We start from the raw sequence: 18,465 nt of genomic DNA, 5'->3' as shown, positions 1-18,465 counted from the left end.
ACCTATATTCCAATGAAACATTTCAAGAAAATCGAATCGAAATTCCTGTTCTCATTACTGATTATGAGTGTGTGGAGCATCATAGCCGTGGGGCAGACGACGGCTAAAATCTCCAAACACATTCCTGAAATCGAAAAATGGATTCAGAAACAATTCGCTAAAGGAAAAACACCTCCGTTCTCGTTTATATGTGACGGGAAACCTTCCGCAGAATTTATCCGCCAATGGGACTATTCCCAGCAAAAGATAGAATCCGAAGAAGCGGATGTGATAAAGTATCTCTTTACCTACTACAATCCTACCAACGAACTGAAAGTAGAATGTACCGTAAAAGGCTATCCCAGTTATCAAGCTGCCGAATGGGTATTGAACTTCACCAACAAAGGTACGAGCAACTCTCCCACTCTGGAACAAGTGAAAGTAGTAGACCTTGCCATGCAATACGCTTCTAAAGGAGAATTCAAGTTACACTATGCAGACGGAAACCATATCTCCAAATATGATTTCCATCCACGTTCAGTTACTCTGACAACGGGTGAAACCAAACAGATGTCTCCACAAGGAGGACGCTCTTCAGAAGGGGACTATCTTCCTTTCTTCAATATTGAATCACCTGCCGGACAGGGAGTCATATTAGGAGTAGGCTGGTCGGGCACCTGGTATGCAGATGTATGCGCACAAGATAATCGTACAATATCCATGGCTTCGGGAATGAAAACCATGAAATTATACTTACGTCCACAGGAAACAATTCGTACCCCAAGTATCAGTCTGATGTTTTGGGAAAATATCGACCGGATGGCAGGACACAATAAATTCCGCCGTTTTGTCCTGGCACACAAGTCACGGAAAATCAACGGAAAATTTGCCGAATATCCTCTTTCCAGCGGATTCAACTATCGGGACCCCGCACCTTGTACGGAATACTCATGCCTGACAGCCGATTATGCCATTGCCATGGTGAAACGTTACATACAGTTCGGATTGAAGCCCGAAGTATTCTGGCTGGATGCCGGATGGAACACCGATGCTGCAGACTTCGAACATGGCAAGACCTGGGCCAACACAGCCGGTAACTGGACTGTAGATACATTGCGCTTCCCCAAAGGACTTCGTCCTGTAGCCGACGAAATACACAAAGTAGGAGCTAAATTCATGGTCTGGTTCGAACCCGAGCGTGTCATCCGTGGTACCCAATGGGCAGTAGAACACCCCGACTGGATGCTCGACATTCCCGAACACAACAATGACACCTACCTACTGTTCGATCTGGGAAATCCGGAAGCCTGCCACTGGATGAGTAAATATATAGGCGATATGCTCGAAGAAAACAGCATAGACTATTACCGTCAGGATTTCAATATGCAGCCGGATATCTACTGGGCAGCCAACGATGAGCCCGGACGTACAGGAATGAAAGAGATACGACACATCGAAGGACTATACTACTTCTGGGATTATCTGCTGAGCCGATTCCCGAACCTGCTCATAGACAACTGTGCCAGTGGGGGACGACGTATTGACTGGGAAACAATCGGCCGAAGCGCACCACTATGGAGGAGTGATTATTATCATTACGACGATCCGGACGGCTACCAATGTCACACGTATGGCCTGAATTTCTTCCTACCTTTACATGGAACAGGTAGTTTACAGACCGATCCGTATTCTTTCCGCTCAAGCGTCAGCACAGCTTTGATTTATAACTGGAAAATAACCGATAAAAATGCCTCCGTTTACGAGATGCAACGTTGTCTGAAAGAATTCCACGAAATCAGACCTTACTATTACGAAGATTATTACCCACTGACGGGTACAGAAGACATGACGCGAGATAATATCTGGCTAGCCTATCAAATGCATCGTCCGTCGGACGACAGTGGTATTATCGTTGCTTTCCGCAGAACCGCCTCCAAAGACAAAAAAATCACCGTCAGACTTTCAGGAGTGGATCCGGAAAAATACTATACAGTGACAGACATGGATAGCCGACAGAGCAAAATCTATCAGGGAAAAGAACTGACCAGTCAGTTGCCACTGTTCCTCGAAAAGCCACATAGTTCCTTATTACTAAAATATAAAGTTACCAACGAAAAACCGAATAAAGAATGAAAAAAAGAATACTATATTATCTATTCATTCTGCTTCTGTTCCCTCATAATGGAACAGGACAGACGGTAGCCCGCATGAGCGACCGCCCGGTAAACACCAGCCAATGGATAACCACCCACTTTGCCCGCGGTGTGGTCCCTCCTTTCTCTTTCGAATATGAAGGTAAACCTTCACAGGAATTTATCAAAAACTGGTCTTATACGGCTACGCGTCAGAAAAGTGACGATCCCAAGGTTCTGAAATACCTTTATACTTATCGTGAACCATCCGGAGGATTAAAAGTAGAATGTGAAGTGAAAGGCTTTACCGACTTCAATACGGTGGAATGGGTACTCCGTTTCACCAACCAAGGAAAGAAAAATACACCGGAGATTGCCAACGTAAAAGTGTCTGATATCACATTCCGCTACCAGCATCCGGGAGTATTCAACCTTCATCATTCCGAAGGCAGCCATGCATCCAAATCAGATTTCAGCCAGCAACTTACAATCTTGTCTCCGGGTGATAATCTTTATATGAGACCGGAAGGTGGACGCTCTTCACAAATGCGTATGCCATTCTTCAATATTGAATCTCCGGCTAATCAAGGAGTTATCGTAGCCATCGGATGGACAGGAACCTGGTTTGCCGATGTGCGCTGTGCAGACCAGCAAAGCGTAGCGCTTACCTCCGGAATTGAACGTTTGAAAACCTATCTGTATCCGGAAGAGAGCATCCGCACTTCCAGTGTATGCCTGTCATTCTGGAACGGTTCCGACCGGATGAAAGGACACAACCAGTTCCGCCGTTTCGTGCAAGCCCACCACACTTGGAAAGTAGGTGGTAAACCGACCGTATATCCAATATCGACCAGTTTCAACTACGGTGATCCTACTCCCTGTAATGAATATACCTGCCTGACTACAGATTATGCCATTGCTATGGTGAAACGGTATGAACAATTCAAATTAGTACCCGAAGTATTCTGGCTGGATGCCGGATGGTACAATCACTCTGCAGATGTAGCCAATCATAAGAATTGGGCGAACACCGTAGGAAACTGGACCGTCGACTCTATTCGTTTCCCCGAAGGATTACGCCCCATCGCCGACGAAGTGCATAGAGTTGGTTCCAAGTTCATGGTATGGTTTGAACCGGAGCGTGTTATGAAAGGCTCAGCTTGGGCACTGCAACACCCTCAATGGATGTTGGATGCCAGAGGAAAAGCCAAACAGGAAGACTGGACAAGAGATGGTGAGCACGACTCTTATCTATTCAATCTCGGAAATCCGGAGGCATGTCGATGGATGAGTAAATATATCGGAGACTTCCTCGAAGAAAATGGCATAGACTACTACCGCCAGGATTTCAATATAGAGCCGGAAGGTTTCTGGGCTGCCAATGATGAACCTGGCAGACAAGGTATCTGCGAAATCCGATACATTGAAGGACTTTATTCTTTCTGGGAATATCTGCTGAACCGCTTTCCGGGCTTGCTGGTTGATAATTGTGCCAGTGGCGGACGCCGTATTGACCTCGAAAGTATCTCACGCAGTGCACCGATGTGGAGAACAGATTACAGTTATGGAGAACCAATCGGCTATCAATGCCATACTTACGGATTGAACTTATACCTTCCCCTGCATGGTACAGGAACTGTGAGTGCCGATAAATTCACTTTCCGTTCCAGCCTCGGAACCTCTATTATCTACAACTGGAAAATAACCGAAGCTGGACAATCCATCTATGATATGCGCGACCGCCAGGCAGAGTTCAAAGAACTCCGCCCCTATTTCTATGAAGATTACTATCCGTTGAGTGGAATAAACAACATTACTTCGGAAAATATCTGGCTAGCATACCAACTTTATCGTCCGTCGGATGACAGCGGATACATCGTAGCTTTCCGCCGCAAAGACAATCCGGACAAGAGCTATACTGTCAATTTATCAGGGCTACACCCTGACCACACTTATATACTCACCAATAAAGATACAGGAGAAGCTATAAAGAAAACCGGTAAAGAACTGGCTAACGGCTTCACGCTGACACTGGATAACCCGCAAAGTAGTCTGATAATCAAATACCAAAGTTCAACAACTGCTATACAGAAACTTTCTGTAGGAAAGAAAACCGGTGTAAAGCTCCGTGCTATAGGTGCAGAACTAGATCCCCACTTTCTCTCACAAAATGTGACCCGCAATGATGGAGCTAAAGCTGAAGACTGGGAGCGCATCGTTGTGAAACGTGTCAAAGAAATGGGACTGCAAAGCTTACGGGTGATGGTGATGCCACAATGGTATGAGCCAAAGAATGACAATCCGGATGCATCCAAAATCGACTGGCATAATTTCACTTTCAACTCTGTAGAAATGCAATCACTCTACAAAGTATTGGATATGGCACAAGAACAGAAAATGGAAGTCACCCTTGTACTTTGGGGAGCCCCTCCGGGACATTTCCTGGCCGAAGGGAATTATGGTAACTGGGTAGTAGCCCCGACTAACTATGAAGAATGGAGCGAGAACTTTTCCGCACTTGTACAACACCTGCTCAACAACAAAAAATACACGTGCGTCAAAGAGATTACTCCGATCAACGAACCAGATTGGTCATATATCATCAAAGGTAAAGCTGCTCCCACCGCCGACTATATTGAAATGTGTAAAGTACTCGACAGACGTTTCAAAGAGGATGGAATACGAAATAAAGTACATTTCAGCCTTTCTGACAATTCAGACGGAGGTACAGGAACGCATAAATATCTGGCAGCCTGCACGAAAGGACTGGCGAACGTTGCTGACGTATTCAACTCCCACACCTATATCTTCGGCTACGAAACTCCGAACTCCACAATTCTGGATTGGGAAAAACAAAACTCTCAATTGGCCTCTTCAGTTGGAAAAGCCCATTTCATCGGTGAATTCGGAGGTAATCAATGCGTAGGTGCCACCAGACAAAAAGATATCGACTTGTATGAACGAGGAGTACTCATGACACGCATAGCCATCAATCTACTCAATGCAGGAGCAAGCGGTGTTAGCTATTGGAGCCTGATAGACCAATACTATGGTAAGGATGCAGACTACGGAGCAATGCAGCAACTGGGTTTATGGAAGTATGTAAAGAAAACATACGCTTCGGAACCATACTACAACGATATCAAAAGTGATTACGAGGTACGCCCACAGTACTATGCCTATTCTCTGTTGACACGTTTCATACGCCCGGGAGCTGAAATCTATCCGATAGCAACACCGGAAGAATGGTACGCAGGAACTGCTGTTCGAAACACAAATGGCAAATGGGTATATGTTTTCGCCAGTGGAATGGACCAGGAGAAAGCAATAAGCCTCATCAACCAGCATACGCAAACCAAAGGGAATTATCAGGTTTACCGTTATATCAAAGACGGTTTACCTACCACAGACCAAATGTTGGCTCCGGACGCCCAGCCTCTCAAAGTGAACGATAAAATTCTATGTTTACTTCCGGCTCATTCTGTGATCGTCTTAAAACAAGAATAACTATGTACTCTATTTATTCATTAAACAAATAGTATTTATGAAAACACATTTCTACATTTTATTAATGCTTGGAATGGTATTCCTTTTGGGATGTGAAGACGAAAAGTTAGGCACAGACCTAGGAGTAACCAATGTAGTGCTTCCGGATATTTCGGAAGAATCCCTGGGCACAGAGATTACCATTCAGGGAAATGGCTTTATCGACTGTGATGTACTGGCTCTTTCTCCCCTTTCAGGAGGTACTGAACAGCCCATCTACATGGAAACCAGAGAAGTAGCATCCGATCATATCACGGTACTTTACCCCTCTACGGCCACCAAAGATTCTTATGGACTTGTATTGGTACGCGGTAGCAAAATGCGAACATTAGGCGTCATCAACAGTACTGTTGGAGTTATGCCCGACGAAAACCTGCGTAATGCCTTGTCTGCTCTTTTCCCTGATATATTTAAAGGAGAAAAGATATCTTCCAGTGCTAAATATGTCACTTTCACTGATGGCACATTAAATATCAGCGATAAAAATATCACTTCTCTGGAGGGACTCGAATATTTCAGCAACATTCGGAAACTGATCTGCAACAATAATGATATCAGTGAAATTCCTGCAGAAGTACTATCCAGACTGTCTGAACTGACTGCACAAAACACTGGTCTGACCAAACTGGAACTAGCCACTTCGGAACAGCCGAACACGACATTGGTATCTCTCAACATAGATGGAAGTACCAAACTAGAATCTGTCGACCTGTATTATTGTTATAACATTGAGAAGTTCTCTGCTCTAAACTGTAAACTGGTATATCTGGATGTACGCAATTACCACAGTATCTATGGCGGATGTCTGAACTACAACAGCACAGACTTCAAATTTACTTTCAGCGATGACGCAAGTAAAGAACGACTCCTGAAAATGGAATCCTGGTGGATGGACTCATACTACAGCAATAGCGGTTCTATCGTAGATGCCATCAATAATGGAGTGACAGTGGAAGGGTACGACTGGATGCACGACTATCCCGATGGAAACAACAACTATTATTACAGTTACGGAAAATATCAGAAGACAATGAAAAAGTACGGAGAAATTCCTGATATCAATCTGCGAAACGCACTCAAAGCATTGGTTCCGGATGTATTCGATGGAGATAAAGTTCTGACAGTGGCTGCTCTGAATACTGAATACTTCAAGAATAACACGACCCTTGATCTTAGCAATAAGGGAATCACTAATCTGGAAGGACTACAATACTTCTGCGGATACAAAAACCTCATTCTGGATGGAAATAATCTGGGAGAAATCGATCTTAGTAAATACGCAATCAGTACCAGCTACACGGCAGGTCCGGTAGATGAGAAAGGAATTCAGACTTTCAGTGCCAAGAATGCAGGATTAACCAAATTCATTTCTGGCGATCAGTATATGATAACCTCTATAGATGTGAGCAACAATCCGGGATTAGCATATCTGGATATAAACCGGTGCAAATCCATCACATCACTAAATGCATCCGGTTGTCCGCTCACTTATGTTGATCTGCGTAATCTGGCAGGTACTTATTCCGTACTAGGTTACTCCGGTGGAGCTGTAGATGCCTCAAAAGTTCAGTTCTCATTTACCGACAGCTCTTCAACTCAAAGGAAGCTACTAGTAGAAGAATGGTGGATGGATAGCCCATGGAATGGCACAAGCCCATGTATTACCGCAAAGAATCAAGGTGTTCGGATAGAACGCTATGAATACATAGGATACGACAAGGATAAAATGTTGAGTTCATTTAATTAGACAGAAAACAATCTTAAACGTTATAGTTATGAAAAAAAGTTATTGGCTATACAAAATGTGCCTGTTGCTTGGGTTGGGAATCTGTATTCCCGTTACAGGAAATGCATCGGATATCGGAGATGCTACCCTGACACAGCAACAGTCTAAAATAACAGCCTCTGGAGTCGTCGTAGACGAGTCCGGTGAAAGCCTGATCGGAGCTTCCGTCATAGAAAAAGGAGCAGCAACGAATGGTACTATTACAGACATAGACGGTCGTTTCTCTTTATCGGTTGCCCCCAACGCTGTACTGGAAATCAGTTATGTAGGTTATCAAAAGCAGGACATTCCTGCTAAAAAAGACATGCGTATCATCATGCATCCGGACGTAGCGAATCTGGAGGAAGTTGTAGTGGTAGCTTACGGTACCCAGAAAAAGGTTTCTGTCATCGGTTCCGTAGCTTCCATTGATCGAAAAGATTTGATGAAATCCTCATCGCCCAACCTAAGTTCCGCTTTATCCGGAAAACTCCCAGGATTGACAACTATCCAGACCTCCGGTGAACCGGGACGTGACGAAGTCACCATGTTCCTGCGTGGTGCTGCCACTACAAACGGAACAAACCCATTAATTATGGTAGATGGAGTAGCTGTAGACGATATGCGATCTATCGACCCGAACGAGATTGCTAATATCTCCGTATTGAAAGATGCTTCCGCAACAGCAGTATTCGGAGTACGTGGCGCCAACGGAGTGATAATGATTACCACTCGTAGAGGTGAAAAAGGAACTGCCCGTATCAGTGCCAATGTAGAATTCAGCATGCAGGAAATCGCTTTCAAGCCCGAACGTCTGGATTCATGGGACTGGGTCAGACTTCGCAATGAAGCACTCGTGAACGACGGAAATTCCGCTGAATTCCTCGGGCCGGACATTGATAAGTTCGACTCATGGAAAACAGGTAATCCTGTAGACCCGGATTTTTATCCGAATAATAACTGGCAAGATATCTTGTTCAGAGATTATGCTCCCATGACCAGAGCCAACATGAACGTTTCGGGAGGTTCGGACAAACTTCAATACTTTGTAAGTGCAGGCTATCTGCATCAGGGAGGTATGTTCAACGTAGAACCTAAATCCAAGTTGGGATACAATGCCCAGTCTTCATTAGACCGCTACAACTTCCGCTCAAATATCGACTACAAAGTCAATAAGTCGGTAAAGATTAACTTAAACGCTTCCTCTTATCTGGAACGGATCAACGGAACTTCCGCAAGTATGTCAAGTGTATTCAACAGCGCTTTGACCTCACGCCCTACTTCCATGTATCTCACCCCAGAAGGTGCATACGCTACTGATGCTATACGTACTTTCCCTATTGGTGCCGGATTATCCGTAGAAGATCCCGCCAACAATTCATTGAGTGCATATCCGCTAATCAACCGTTCGGGCTATCAATTGGAAACCAGATCGGGAATCAATGTTATCGGAGGAGTAGAAATAGATTTGGGATTTATCACTAAAGGGCTCTCTGTCAAAGGCCAGGTATCTTTCGACTCCAAAGGATTTGGGAAAACAATCGGAAAACGTTCCTATACTTGGTATACGTATCAGACATTAGCTTCAGGAGAGCATTTGTTTATCAATCGCCATCCTAGCCTGGAGGACGAAGACGGCCCGATTGAACTCACAAAGTCTTCCGAATCTTATTGGGTTATGAACTTACAGGGACAAATCAACTATAACCAGACCTTCGCCGGAAAGCATAATGTCACTGCTATGTTTCTAGCTCAACGGGACATCAAAGAATCCAAAGAAACATCCGGTGACCTACTGCTTCCTTACAACGTCATCGGTATTGCCGGACGTGCAACTTATGACTATGACAGACGTTATTTTGCGGAAATCAACGTAGGTTATAACGGCTCTGAACAATTTTCACCGGACAAACGATTTGGTCTCTTCCCGGCTGCCTCTTTCGGTTGGCTGATTACTAATGAGGGCTTCCTTCAGGATAATCCGGTTTTGACCAATCTGAAGTTAAGAGCTTCTTGGGGAAAAGTTGGTAACGACGCCTTCGGTTCAGCCCGTTTCCTTTATCTGGATAATATCAGTCAATATTCCGTAGTCACCGACAGTAAAGGAGATCATTGGTTATCCCCAAGCCTGGGATATGCTTCCAATGGTTCCGGTTGGGGACAAGGTTACAAGATAGCCGAAAACTACATAGGAAACAAAAGCATCACATGGGAAACAGCTGAAAAACAGAATTATGGTATAGACATATCCTTGTATCATGATCTTTCCTTCTCATTTGACTACTTTGTTGAAAAAAGAAAAAATATTCTGATTATCCCGCAGACTACTCCTATGATTCAAGGTCTTCCCTCATCCGCTCTTCCACTGATGAACGATGGTGAAGTAAAGAATCAGGGATTCGAAATGGTCCTCGGATATCAGAAACAATTCAAAAACGGGCTATCTGTTTCTGCTAATGCAAACTTCAGTTATGCCAAAAACAAAGTATTGGAATATGACGAGCCACTATTAGGTAAGGATTATGCTTATCGCACCCGCACCACCGGCTTCTCATTAGGACAAAACTGGGGATATATCATCGACCACAGCTATGATCCTGAAAAAGGGCGTGACGGCACAGGATTCTTCTATAGCGACGAGAGTATTGCCAAGAGCGGACTGACTTATGAAGGTGTAGGAACACCGGAACCCGGAGACTTTATTTATAAAGATCTCAACGGAGACGGTGTCATCAATGACCGTGACAAGGCTCCCATTGGCTATTCCTCCCTATTGCCTCGCATCAACTACGGTTTCTCTTTATCTGCCAACTGGAAAGGATTCGATGTTTCTATCATGTTGCAGGGAGTAGGCCAATACAGCAAAACTTATTCAGGAGCTGGTATTTATGAAAGTAGCGGCAACTTTTACAAGATGCACATGAAACGTTGGAGCGAAGAGCGCTATAATAATCACGAAAAGATTACGTATCCTCGTCTGTCCAGCAGTGGTGGTCCGAGCTTGCAGCCCAACGACTTCTTTATCATGGATGCCTCGTATATACGTCTAAAAAATGCAGAAGTAGGATATACATTACCGGAAAGTATCAGCAAGAAAATCGGTGCTTCCAATGTACGTTTCTATTTAAGCGGTAATAACTTGTATACATGGACTCACCTCAAGACTGACAGCTTCGATCCCGAACAAAACAGTCCGGCAGCCTATCCAACAATGCGTACGTACAATGTAGGTTTGAATATTACATTTTAACGGCTAAAACAAAACCGATATGAAAAAAAGATTTATTTATATATGCATATTTGCTTCCCTGCTCACATTCAGTTCTTGTAATGAAGCGTTGGATGTAGCTCCCGACGGAAGATTATCACTGGACGAAGTATTCCAGGATCCCGATCTGACTAAAGCTTATTTCAGTACTTGCTTTGACTATCTGCCCAAAAAGAGTTTACGATATCATTTCTGGAGCAACTATCCTGTAGCACTTAGTGATGAAGCGTGGGATTGCACGGATGGTTCCGGTGCCGGCTTTGCACATGCCGCATCCGGCAACTGTACCACTACCGACTTCTATCTCGACGTTCGCAGAGATATGGGTGACACCTACTCAGAAGGAGGATACTGGCAGTTATACTGGGGGCAAATCCGTATTATCAACACATTCCTCCAACGGGCAGCCACCGCCGCCATACCAAGCGAAAGCGACCGTGACCGTTGGGTAGCAGAGGCTCATGTACTCCGTGCTTATTTCTATATGGAGTTACTGAAATGGTATGGTCCTGTGCCTATTGAGAAAGAGCCATACGGGTTAGACTATGATTATTCAACTCTATCACGTCCTACTTTCGAAGACTGTGCCCGATTCATTGTAGATGATTGCGAAATAGCTTTGCAATCCAGCAACCTCCCTTGGCGACTGACAACACTCAACGAGAAGATCAGAATGACCAAAGGTATCGCAATGGCTATCCGTTCCGAAGCATCTCTATTCGCAGCCAGCACTTACAACAATGGCGGCAAAGATCTTTGGGAATGGGCTTACACAATCAACAAAGACTGTCTGGAACAGCTGAAAGCCAATGGATATGAATTGTATACTAAATGTGCGGATACTGAAAAGTACTATAACAATGCTTATATGGAGTACTTTACGCTCAATAACTATATCGGAACAGATCCCAGTGATAAAGAAACAATCTGGCAAAGTACCGAAGGCTATTGGCCCGACCCATACACCAATCCTTTGTATGACGTTATCGGAGCTCCGGTATTGGGAAACGCTCAATTAACTATTGTTCCTTCCCAAGAATTAGTAGACGCCTATGATATGCTAGCAACAGGAAAGCCTGTACTGGATTTATCGAAACCTTATAACGATGAGAAGCATCTGTCACCTAATTATAACCCTAATAGCGGTTATGACCCAGCCAACCCTTATAAGGGACGTGATCCTCGTTTCCAGGCTACAATTTTTTATAATAACAGTCCTGTGCTGTTAGGAAAGGAACCGGCAGTAGTAGAAACGTACGTGGGAGGAAATAGCGAAATCCGTACAAGTGGAAATACGAATACACGTACCGGTTATTATTGGAGAAAAAGAATGGTAAACGGTAACTGTAAGGCAGCCGGAGTGGCTGGATATGATGGCCGTTTCCGTTTTTACCGATTAGGCAAAATTTATCTGAATGCCGCCGAAGCCGCTATTGAAAGCGGATACCTTACCGAAGGCCTGGAATGGATCAATGAAATCCGTCATCGCGCAGGTTTTGATCCTTCGGTTGATCTGTCGACAAACGACAAGAACGAAGCTCGTTTATTGGTACGCCACGAACGCCAGATAGAGCTGGCTTGTGAAGAAGACAGATATTTCGATATCCGCCGTTGGACACCCGCCAATGAGAATATGGAAAATGAGAAGTTTACCACAGGTATGAGAATCACCAAAAATGGAAACTCATTCTCTTATGAAAGAATCAATCTAGGAACAGACGGCAGCAAACCGAGCAAAATGAGTTATGAAAAGAAATGGCACGTATATCCTATCCCTGCCAGTGAAGCAGCCGTATTGGAAGGCACGACAGGACAGACGTGGCAAAATGCAGGATGGTAATCATAAAACAGAATGTATATGAAAAACAGAATAATCACACTTTTGTGCATCGTATGCCTGTTCACAGGCAATGAAGTATGCCGGGCACAAGTGCAAGAAGTTATATCCGGTGTGGTGCGGAATGAGAGCAACGAACCTTTAGACGGCGCAATCATTTCTGTCCCGGACAATCCCGAATACACCACAAGCAGTGATAAAGACGGAAAATTCATCATGGAGATTCCGTCGGGAGCCAGTATGGTCATTTGTAAGATTCCGGGATATCGGAACCAGACAATGAAATTCACTCTGAATAAACCGGTAGAGTTTTGTCTGATATCAGACATCGCCGGTCAGGATACATCTCTCGAAGTAGCCATGCTGCAGAAAGAGAGAAAAGGAGGTTATACAGGAGCAATCTCTACCGTTCAGGGAGAAGAGTTAGTTAAAACACCTAATAGCGGATTTTCAGCTACGCTGACCGGACGCTTGACAGGATTGACTTCTATCCAATCCACCAGCACACCAGCCGATGATGCAACAACGATGTATATACGTGGTCTGAATTCCATAAACGGTAATTCACCTTTGGTTGTACTCGATGGAATTCCGGCTCCATTATTCGATATGAATACACTCGATGCCAACACTGTAGAATCTGTCAGTATTCTGAAAGATGCCGCAGCTAAAGCATTATATGGTCCGCGAGCTTCTTCCGGAGTAATTCTTATTACTACAAAAAGAGGCGAAATAGGACGTACTAAGGTAAATGTGAACATGGACTTCTCCATACAACAGGCTACCCAGCGTCCTAAAATAGTAAGTACCGGTGAATACGCACAAATGCGTAACCAGGCCTTACTCAATGACGGTGGCACTCCACTCTATTCTTTATATGAAATAGCCGGGTTTACAGATGGAACTATGCCGGGACACGACTGGTATGACACTTTCATGAATGATGCAGCCAGTATGCAACGTTACAACGTAAATATCAGCGGAGGTAACAACCGGGTTAAATACCTTGTTAATGCCGGTTATCTTCACCAAAACAGCCTGATTGATGCAGAGAAGAATGATAATTATAATCCTGCACTCAAATTGCATCGCTTCAACATTTTAGCTAATGTGGACGTCACTCTGCATCGTTATCTAAACTGTTTCCTTAACACAAATGTCACTATCGACCGGATAAATCAAGGATACAACGGGACAGGAGATATCATGAATTCGATCTATCAGATGGCCCCCACCGTACCTGGACCTATCACCGAAGACGGAAAAGTGATTACTGCAGAATACAATGAATATCCTACTTACGGACTTATCAACCGCTCCGGATATAGCCATCAAACAGGTATCAACCTGAACGTCGCTTATGGAATGAATCTGGATCTGGGATTCCTGACTAAAGGATTGAGCGTAAAAGGAATAGTAGGTTATGAAGCAAACTATGACGGAACAATCTATGGTTCTACTGACTACGCACGTTATGCAGCCAATGGCAGCGGACTTTTCGGTACTCACACCACTCTTCCTCTAAGTTTAAGTAAGACCGCTAATATGCGCTACTTTATCAACTTCCAAGGGTTCATCAACTATAATCGTATTTTTGGAGGCAAACATGAAGTAGATGCATTTGTCAGCTATTTCAATGAGAATATGATGAAAAACGGTGATCTCCCATACGATCGTTTGTCATTGATGGGACATGTGAAATACGGCTATGATTCACGGTACTATATACAGGGAGACTTTACCTATGATGGCACAGAACAGTTCAAACCGGGTAACCGTTTTAAATTCTTCCCGACAGTATCTGCCGCTTGGGTGGTATCCAACGAAAGTTTCCTGAAAGACACAGATTGGTTGTCCTTCCTCAAAATACGCGCATCTGCCGGCTGGCTGGGCAATGACCAGATATCTGACACCCGTTTCCTGTATGCTACAGATGTACGTTATAAAGATGCAGGTTACTTACTAAGCAACTACTATGGCTTTCATACTGTAGAAGGTATGCAAGGTAATCCGTATATCCATTATGAAGAATCTTTCCAGCAAAATTACGGAATAGATGTTACCTTATTCAACTCACTAGGTATCACATTTGATTATTGGAACGTGAAACAGACCCAAATGGCTATCCAAAATAACAGTGTATCTTCTGCACAAGGTATCGCCAGTGAAAATCTGCCATTTGAAAATCTGGGTAAGATGAACAACAAAGGATTTGATCTTGAACTATCTTATATCAAGAATCTGAAATGTGGATTAAGAATGACTATCAGAGGGAATATGGGATACAATAAAAATGAAGTAACTGACATAAAAGAGTTGAACCGTACCGCCAGCGGATATTACTATCCATATCGTAAAACCGGCTATTCTGCAGGACAACAGTTCGGATATCTGATTGACTATTCCAACGGAAACGGCTACTATAATAGCCAGGAGGAAATAGATAAAAGCGGTCTGCGATTCTCTGGTGCTTCTCCGCGCCCAGGTGATTTCATTTACAAAGACTTAAATAACGACGGAAATATAGATGAGCGTGACCAGGCACCGATGGACAAAGCCCAGACACTACCTACACTTTCTTATGGTGGTTCTATTCAACTGGAATACAAAAACTTTGACTTGTATGTTCAGTTACAAGGTGTATCAGGTACAGCAGCCTATTACAGTGGATGCGGTATCTTCGATAATGCTTACCAAGGAGTGTACACAGACCTGCACCGTAATGCCTGGACAGCAGATCGCTATGCGGCAAATGAAAAAATCAGCTATCCGGCTTTGACCACAGGAAGCTCTTCAAGTCTCCAATCGAATGAATTCTTCTATTCCAAAAATAACTATATGAGATTGAAGAATGTAGTATTAGGTTATACACTTCCTAAACGTTGGAGCAGTAAGCTGAAACTGGAGAAAATGAGATTTTATATCAGCGGAGCCAATTTGTTGACCACCTCACCTCTCAAGTTCGATAATCTAGACCCAGAACAATATTCCTACTCTGTATACCCCATTTACAGAACATTTAACATAGGACTTAACCTGAATTTCTAAAGACTGAAGTTATGAAAATAAATAAAATCATATCAGGAGTATTCTCCTTACTCATATTATCCTCATTCATAGGATGTACTGAAATTGAAGATCATCCGGACGGCCGTACGGATTACAGCGATTTGTTTACCACGAACCGTAAAACGTATACTTATATGAATCAATGTTATGGATGGATTCTGAATTACGGAATGAACTATAACTATACCATGCTAGCTGGCTGTACGGATGAAGCCAAAGATTCCTGGGAACTACAGAACGGAGTTACCCGCAAATGGAATGAAGGACAATTATCTCCCTTCAGCAATCCGCTGGAGGGCATCGAAGGAAATCCGGAAAACTACAATTATTATTATCAAGGGATTCGTGCCTGCAACATCTTTCTTGCCAATATCCCTACTGCCAGTGTCTACTCGGAAGATATACGTAACAGTTTCAAGGCACAGGTACTTACATTACGCGCTTTCTATTATCTTCAATTGGTGAAACGTTATGGAGGTGTTCCCATCATAACAACTCCCGACTACGATTATACCAAGGTTAAAAGAGGTACATTTGGCGAGTGTGCCCGCCAAATATTAGCTGATTGTCAGGCTGCTATTGATATTCCCACTGTTGAAGAATGGGGATGGCGTTCCTTAGATAAGGAGAACTACCGTCACGTTATGACAAAAGCCATCTGTGCAGCCATCCGTTCACAGATATCACTCTATGCAGCCAGTCCTCTGTACAATGACGGAACAATCACTTGGACAGAAGCCGCAGAAATTACTAAAAAGTCTCTGGATGACTGTCTGGCGAACAATTATGAACTTTATAAGAAACAGCCGAATGCTACAGCTGGTTATTCTCCTTATGATGTGTATTTCTATTCGCGCACTGACTTGCCGGTAGTTAATGACAAAGAAACCATTATGGAAGTTGGACAAATGTATATGTGGAATTATGCTGGCCTGCCAACTACCGACGGCCAGACAGATGCCGGTGCGTGTCCGTCGCAAGAGCTACTTGATGCCTATGAAGTTGTGAACGGTGACATGACAGAATCTTATCCTCTGCTCAATTTAGAGAGCCCTTATCTAGATGCCAATCATCTGCAGCCTAACTTGAATTCGGCTGTTCAAGGTCTCTACAATCAAGCCAAACCGTATGAGAACCGTGATCCGCGTCTTAAAGCTTCTATTTATTATGATGGTTCCAAACTAAACCTGGAAACCGGTGCACTACTCTCAACCAAGACAGGAGGAAACTGTGCACTTGATCCCAGTAACGCACGTTACACCTGTACCGGCTATTATACGCGTAAGTTCTCGCATTATAAATCCGGACGTTCCGGCAATCTGGATGGTTACTTCAAAGAGTTCCGCCTAGCTGAATTATATTTGAATTATGCAGAGGCAGCTAATGAAGCATCCACTACCGGAACTGTACCCAATGATGCCGTAGACGCAGTCAATGCAGTACGTTCCAGAGTAGGTATGCCAGGCATTCCTTACGGATTATCCTGTGATCAGTTTCGTCTGCGAATCAGGAACGAAAGACGCGTAGAACTTGCTTTTGAAGAACACCGCTTCTTTGATGTACGCCGTTGGAAGATACTGGATCAAACAGATAAAGTAATCACCGGAATGAAAGCAAACTCAGATGGAAGTTACTCCCGTTTTGTAGTAGATAATAACCGAAAAGCATATAGTGAAAAATTCCTATTATATCCAATACCGGGTGACGAAGCAATCCGGTTACAGAATGCTTCAGGAACTAACTGTCAGAATCCGGGCTGGTAATCAAATCTAAAAAATACAGATTATGCAAAAGTGGTTATTAACTATTATTATTGCCATACTTCCTGTTATCACTGCATGTTCTAAAACCAATACGGAAGTATCTGTACCGGAAGAAGAAACAGGAAAGAAAACAGAGATTAAGTTCCTTCAACTCAACTTATGGGTGGAGTGTACCAAGGTGGAGCATGCTCCGGAATATCTGATAGAACAGATTGCTACCCTACAGCCAGACATTGCTACATTTTGCGAATTATATAAAGGTCCACAAGACGATCCCGTGATGCCTAAACTAATGCAAGGGCTTAAAGATAAGGGACTCATCTATTACGATGCACGAATAGACGGAAGAGCGGTCATATCAAAATATCCGATCAAAGAGACAGAACGCATCAACAAATGGATGTTCAAAGCGATTCTGGATGTCAATGGGAAACGAGTGGCCGTTTACCCGGCACATTCAGAGTATCGTTACTACACCTGTTACTATCCCCGGGGATACAATGACGGTAGCGTTAATTGGGATAAACTTCTGGCTCCTATCACTGATGTAAACAAGATACTTGCTGTCTGCGAAGAATCAGACCGTATAGAATCCGCCCAAGCTTTTATCAACAACGCTGCCAAAGAGCTAGAGCAAGGAGCACTCGTATTTTTTGCCGGAGATCTGAATGAGCCTTCTTATCTGGATTGGCAGGCCGATACAAAAGATCTATTCGATCATCGCGGATGTATCGTCAATTGGGGAACTTCCAAATTGTTGGTTCAACGGGGATATAAAGATGCCTACCGGGTAATCCATCCCGATCCGGTGAAATGTCCGGGATTCACTTTCCCTGCAGACAATAAATCTGTCATTCCAGAGAATCTCTCATGGGCACCGGAGGCAGATGAACGCGAACGAATTGATTTCGTTTACTATTATCCAAATAAAAATCTACAAATAAAAAGTGCCCAGATAGTAGGTCCAACAGGCTCTATTGTACGCGGACAAAGAATAGAAGAACAAACCAAAGATCCAATCATTCCGCCCGTAAACAATCAGTGGCCAAGCGATCATAAAGGAGTGCTGATTACGTTTTATATCAAAGAGTAATTACAATGATTAA

The 18,465-nt window shown here is 43.7% G+C and carries 8 protein-coding genes; all 8 read left to right on the top strand.

The genetic code is table 11. From position 1 onward, the window contains the following. Nucleotides 1-12: 12 nt before the first annotated feature. Genes A4V03_RS19415 through A4V03_RS19380 form a run of 8 tightly spaced genes read left to right on the top strand, consistent with a single transcriptional unit; the run spans nucleotide 13 to nucleotide 18,452 of the window. Nucleotides 13-2,112, top strand: coding sequence for a glycoside hydrolase family 36 protein (locus A4V03_RS19415; protein WP_065540024.1), 2,100 nt, complete (start codon nucleotides 13-15; stop codon nucleotides 2,110-2,112). Beyond that, nucleotides 2,109-5,618 (top strand): alpha-galactosidase, encoded by a 3,510-nt coding sequence (locus A4V03_RS19410; protein ID WP_065540023.1) that lies wholly within the window; start codon nucleotides 2,109-2,111, stop codon nucleotides 5,616-5,618. Before A4V03_RS19415 ends, A4V03_RS19410 begins: the two co-directional genes overlap by 4 nt. Nucleotides 5,619-5,655: 37 nt before the next feature. Continuing rightward, on the top strand, nucleotides 5,656-7,404 hold the full coding sequence (locus A4V03_RS19405; RefSeq protein ID WP_032844978.1) for a leucine-rich repeat domain-containing protein: 1,749 nt from the start codon (nucleotides 5,656-5,658) through the stop codon (nucleotides 7,402-7,404). 28 nt (nucleotides 7,405-7,432) lie between these two features. Further along, a complete protein-coding gene (locus A4V03_RS19400) occupies nucleotides 7,433-10,672 on the top strand; it encodes a SusC/RagA family TonB-linked outer membrane protein (RefSeq protein ID WP_065540022.1) in 3,240 nt (1,079 codons plus the stop codon). A gap of 19 nt (nucleotides 10,673-10,691) precedes the next feature. After that, entirely contained in the window at nucleotides 10,692-12,530 is a 1,839-nt protein-coding gene (locus tag A4V03_RS19395) for a RagB/SusD family nutrient uptake outer membrane protein (RefSeq protein ID WP_065540021.1), read from the top strand. A 12-nt stretch (nucleotides 12,531-12,542) separates the two neighbouring features. Then, complete coding sequence (locus A4V03_RS19390) at nucleotides 12,543-15,575, top strand: SusC/RagA family TonB-linked outer membrane protein (RefSeq protein ID WP_065540020.1); 3,033 nt, start codon at nucleotides 12,543-12,545, stop codon at nucleotides 15,573-15,575. Between the two features lie 11 nt (nucleotides 15,576-15,586). Beyond that, nucleotides 15,587-17,359 (top strand): RagB/SusD family nutrient uptake outer membrane protein, encoded by a 1,773-nt coding sequence (locus A4V03_RS19385; protein WP_008776112.1) that lies wholly within the window; start codon nucleotides 15,587-15,589, stop codon nucleotides 17,357-17,359. Between the two features lie 22 nt (nucleotides 17,360-17,381). Continuing rightward, complete coding sequence (locus A4V03_RS19380; RefSeq protein WP_065540019.1) at nucleotides 17,382-18,452, top strand: endonuclease/exonuclease/phosphatase family protein; 1,071 nt, start codon at nucleotides 17,382-17,384, stop codon at nucleotides 18,450-18,452. Nucleotides 18,453-18,465 lie beyond the last annotated feature (13 nt).

The sequence above is a fragment of the Bacteroides caecimuris genome, from assembly GCF_001688725.2.
In the GTDB taxonomy this organism is placed as follows: domain Bacteria; phylum Bacteroidota; class Bacteroidia; order Bacteroidales; family Bacteroidaceae; genus Bacteroides; species Bacteroides caecimuris.
The sequence above is the reverse complement of the archived record's forward strand: the minus strand, read 5'-3'. Positions and strand labels throughout refer to the sequence as shown.

Coding starts and splice junctions, on each gene's coding strand:
- A4V03_RS19405 (WP_032844978.1), top strand. CDS start 5,656: ATGAAAACACATTTCTACATTTTATTAATGCTTGGAATGGTATTCCTT.
- A4V03_RS19415 (WP_065540024.1), top strand. CDS start 13: ATGAAACATTTCAAGAAAATCGAATCGAAATTCCTGTTCTCATTACTG.
- A4V03_RS19410 (WP_065540023.1), top strand. CDS start 2,109: ATGAAAAAAAGAATACTATATTATCTATTCATTCTGCTTCTGTTCCCT.
- A4V03_RS19380 (WP_065540019.1), top strand. CDS start 17,382: ATGCAAAAGTGGTTATTAACTATTATTATTGCCATACTTCCTGTTATC.
- A4V03_RS19395 (WP_065540021.1), top strand. CDS start 10,692: ATGAAAAAAAGATTTATTTATATATGCATATTTGCTTCCCTGCTCACA.
- A4V03_RS19400 (WP_065540022.1), top strand. CDS start 7,433: ATGAAAAAAAGTTATTGGCTATACAAAATGTGCCTGTTGCTTGGGTTG.
- A4V03_RS19390 (WP_065540020.1), top strand. CDS start 12,543: ATGTATATGAAAAACAGAATAATCACACTTTTGTGCATCGTATGCCTG.
- A4V03_RS19385 (WP_008776112.1), top strand. CDS start 15,587: ATGAAAATAAATAAAATCATATCAGGAGTATTCTCCTTACTCATATTA.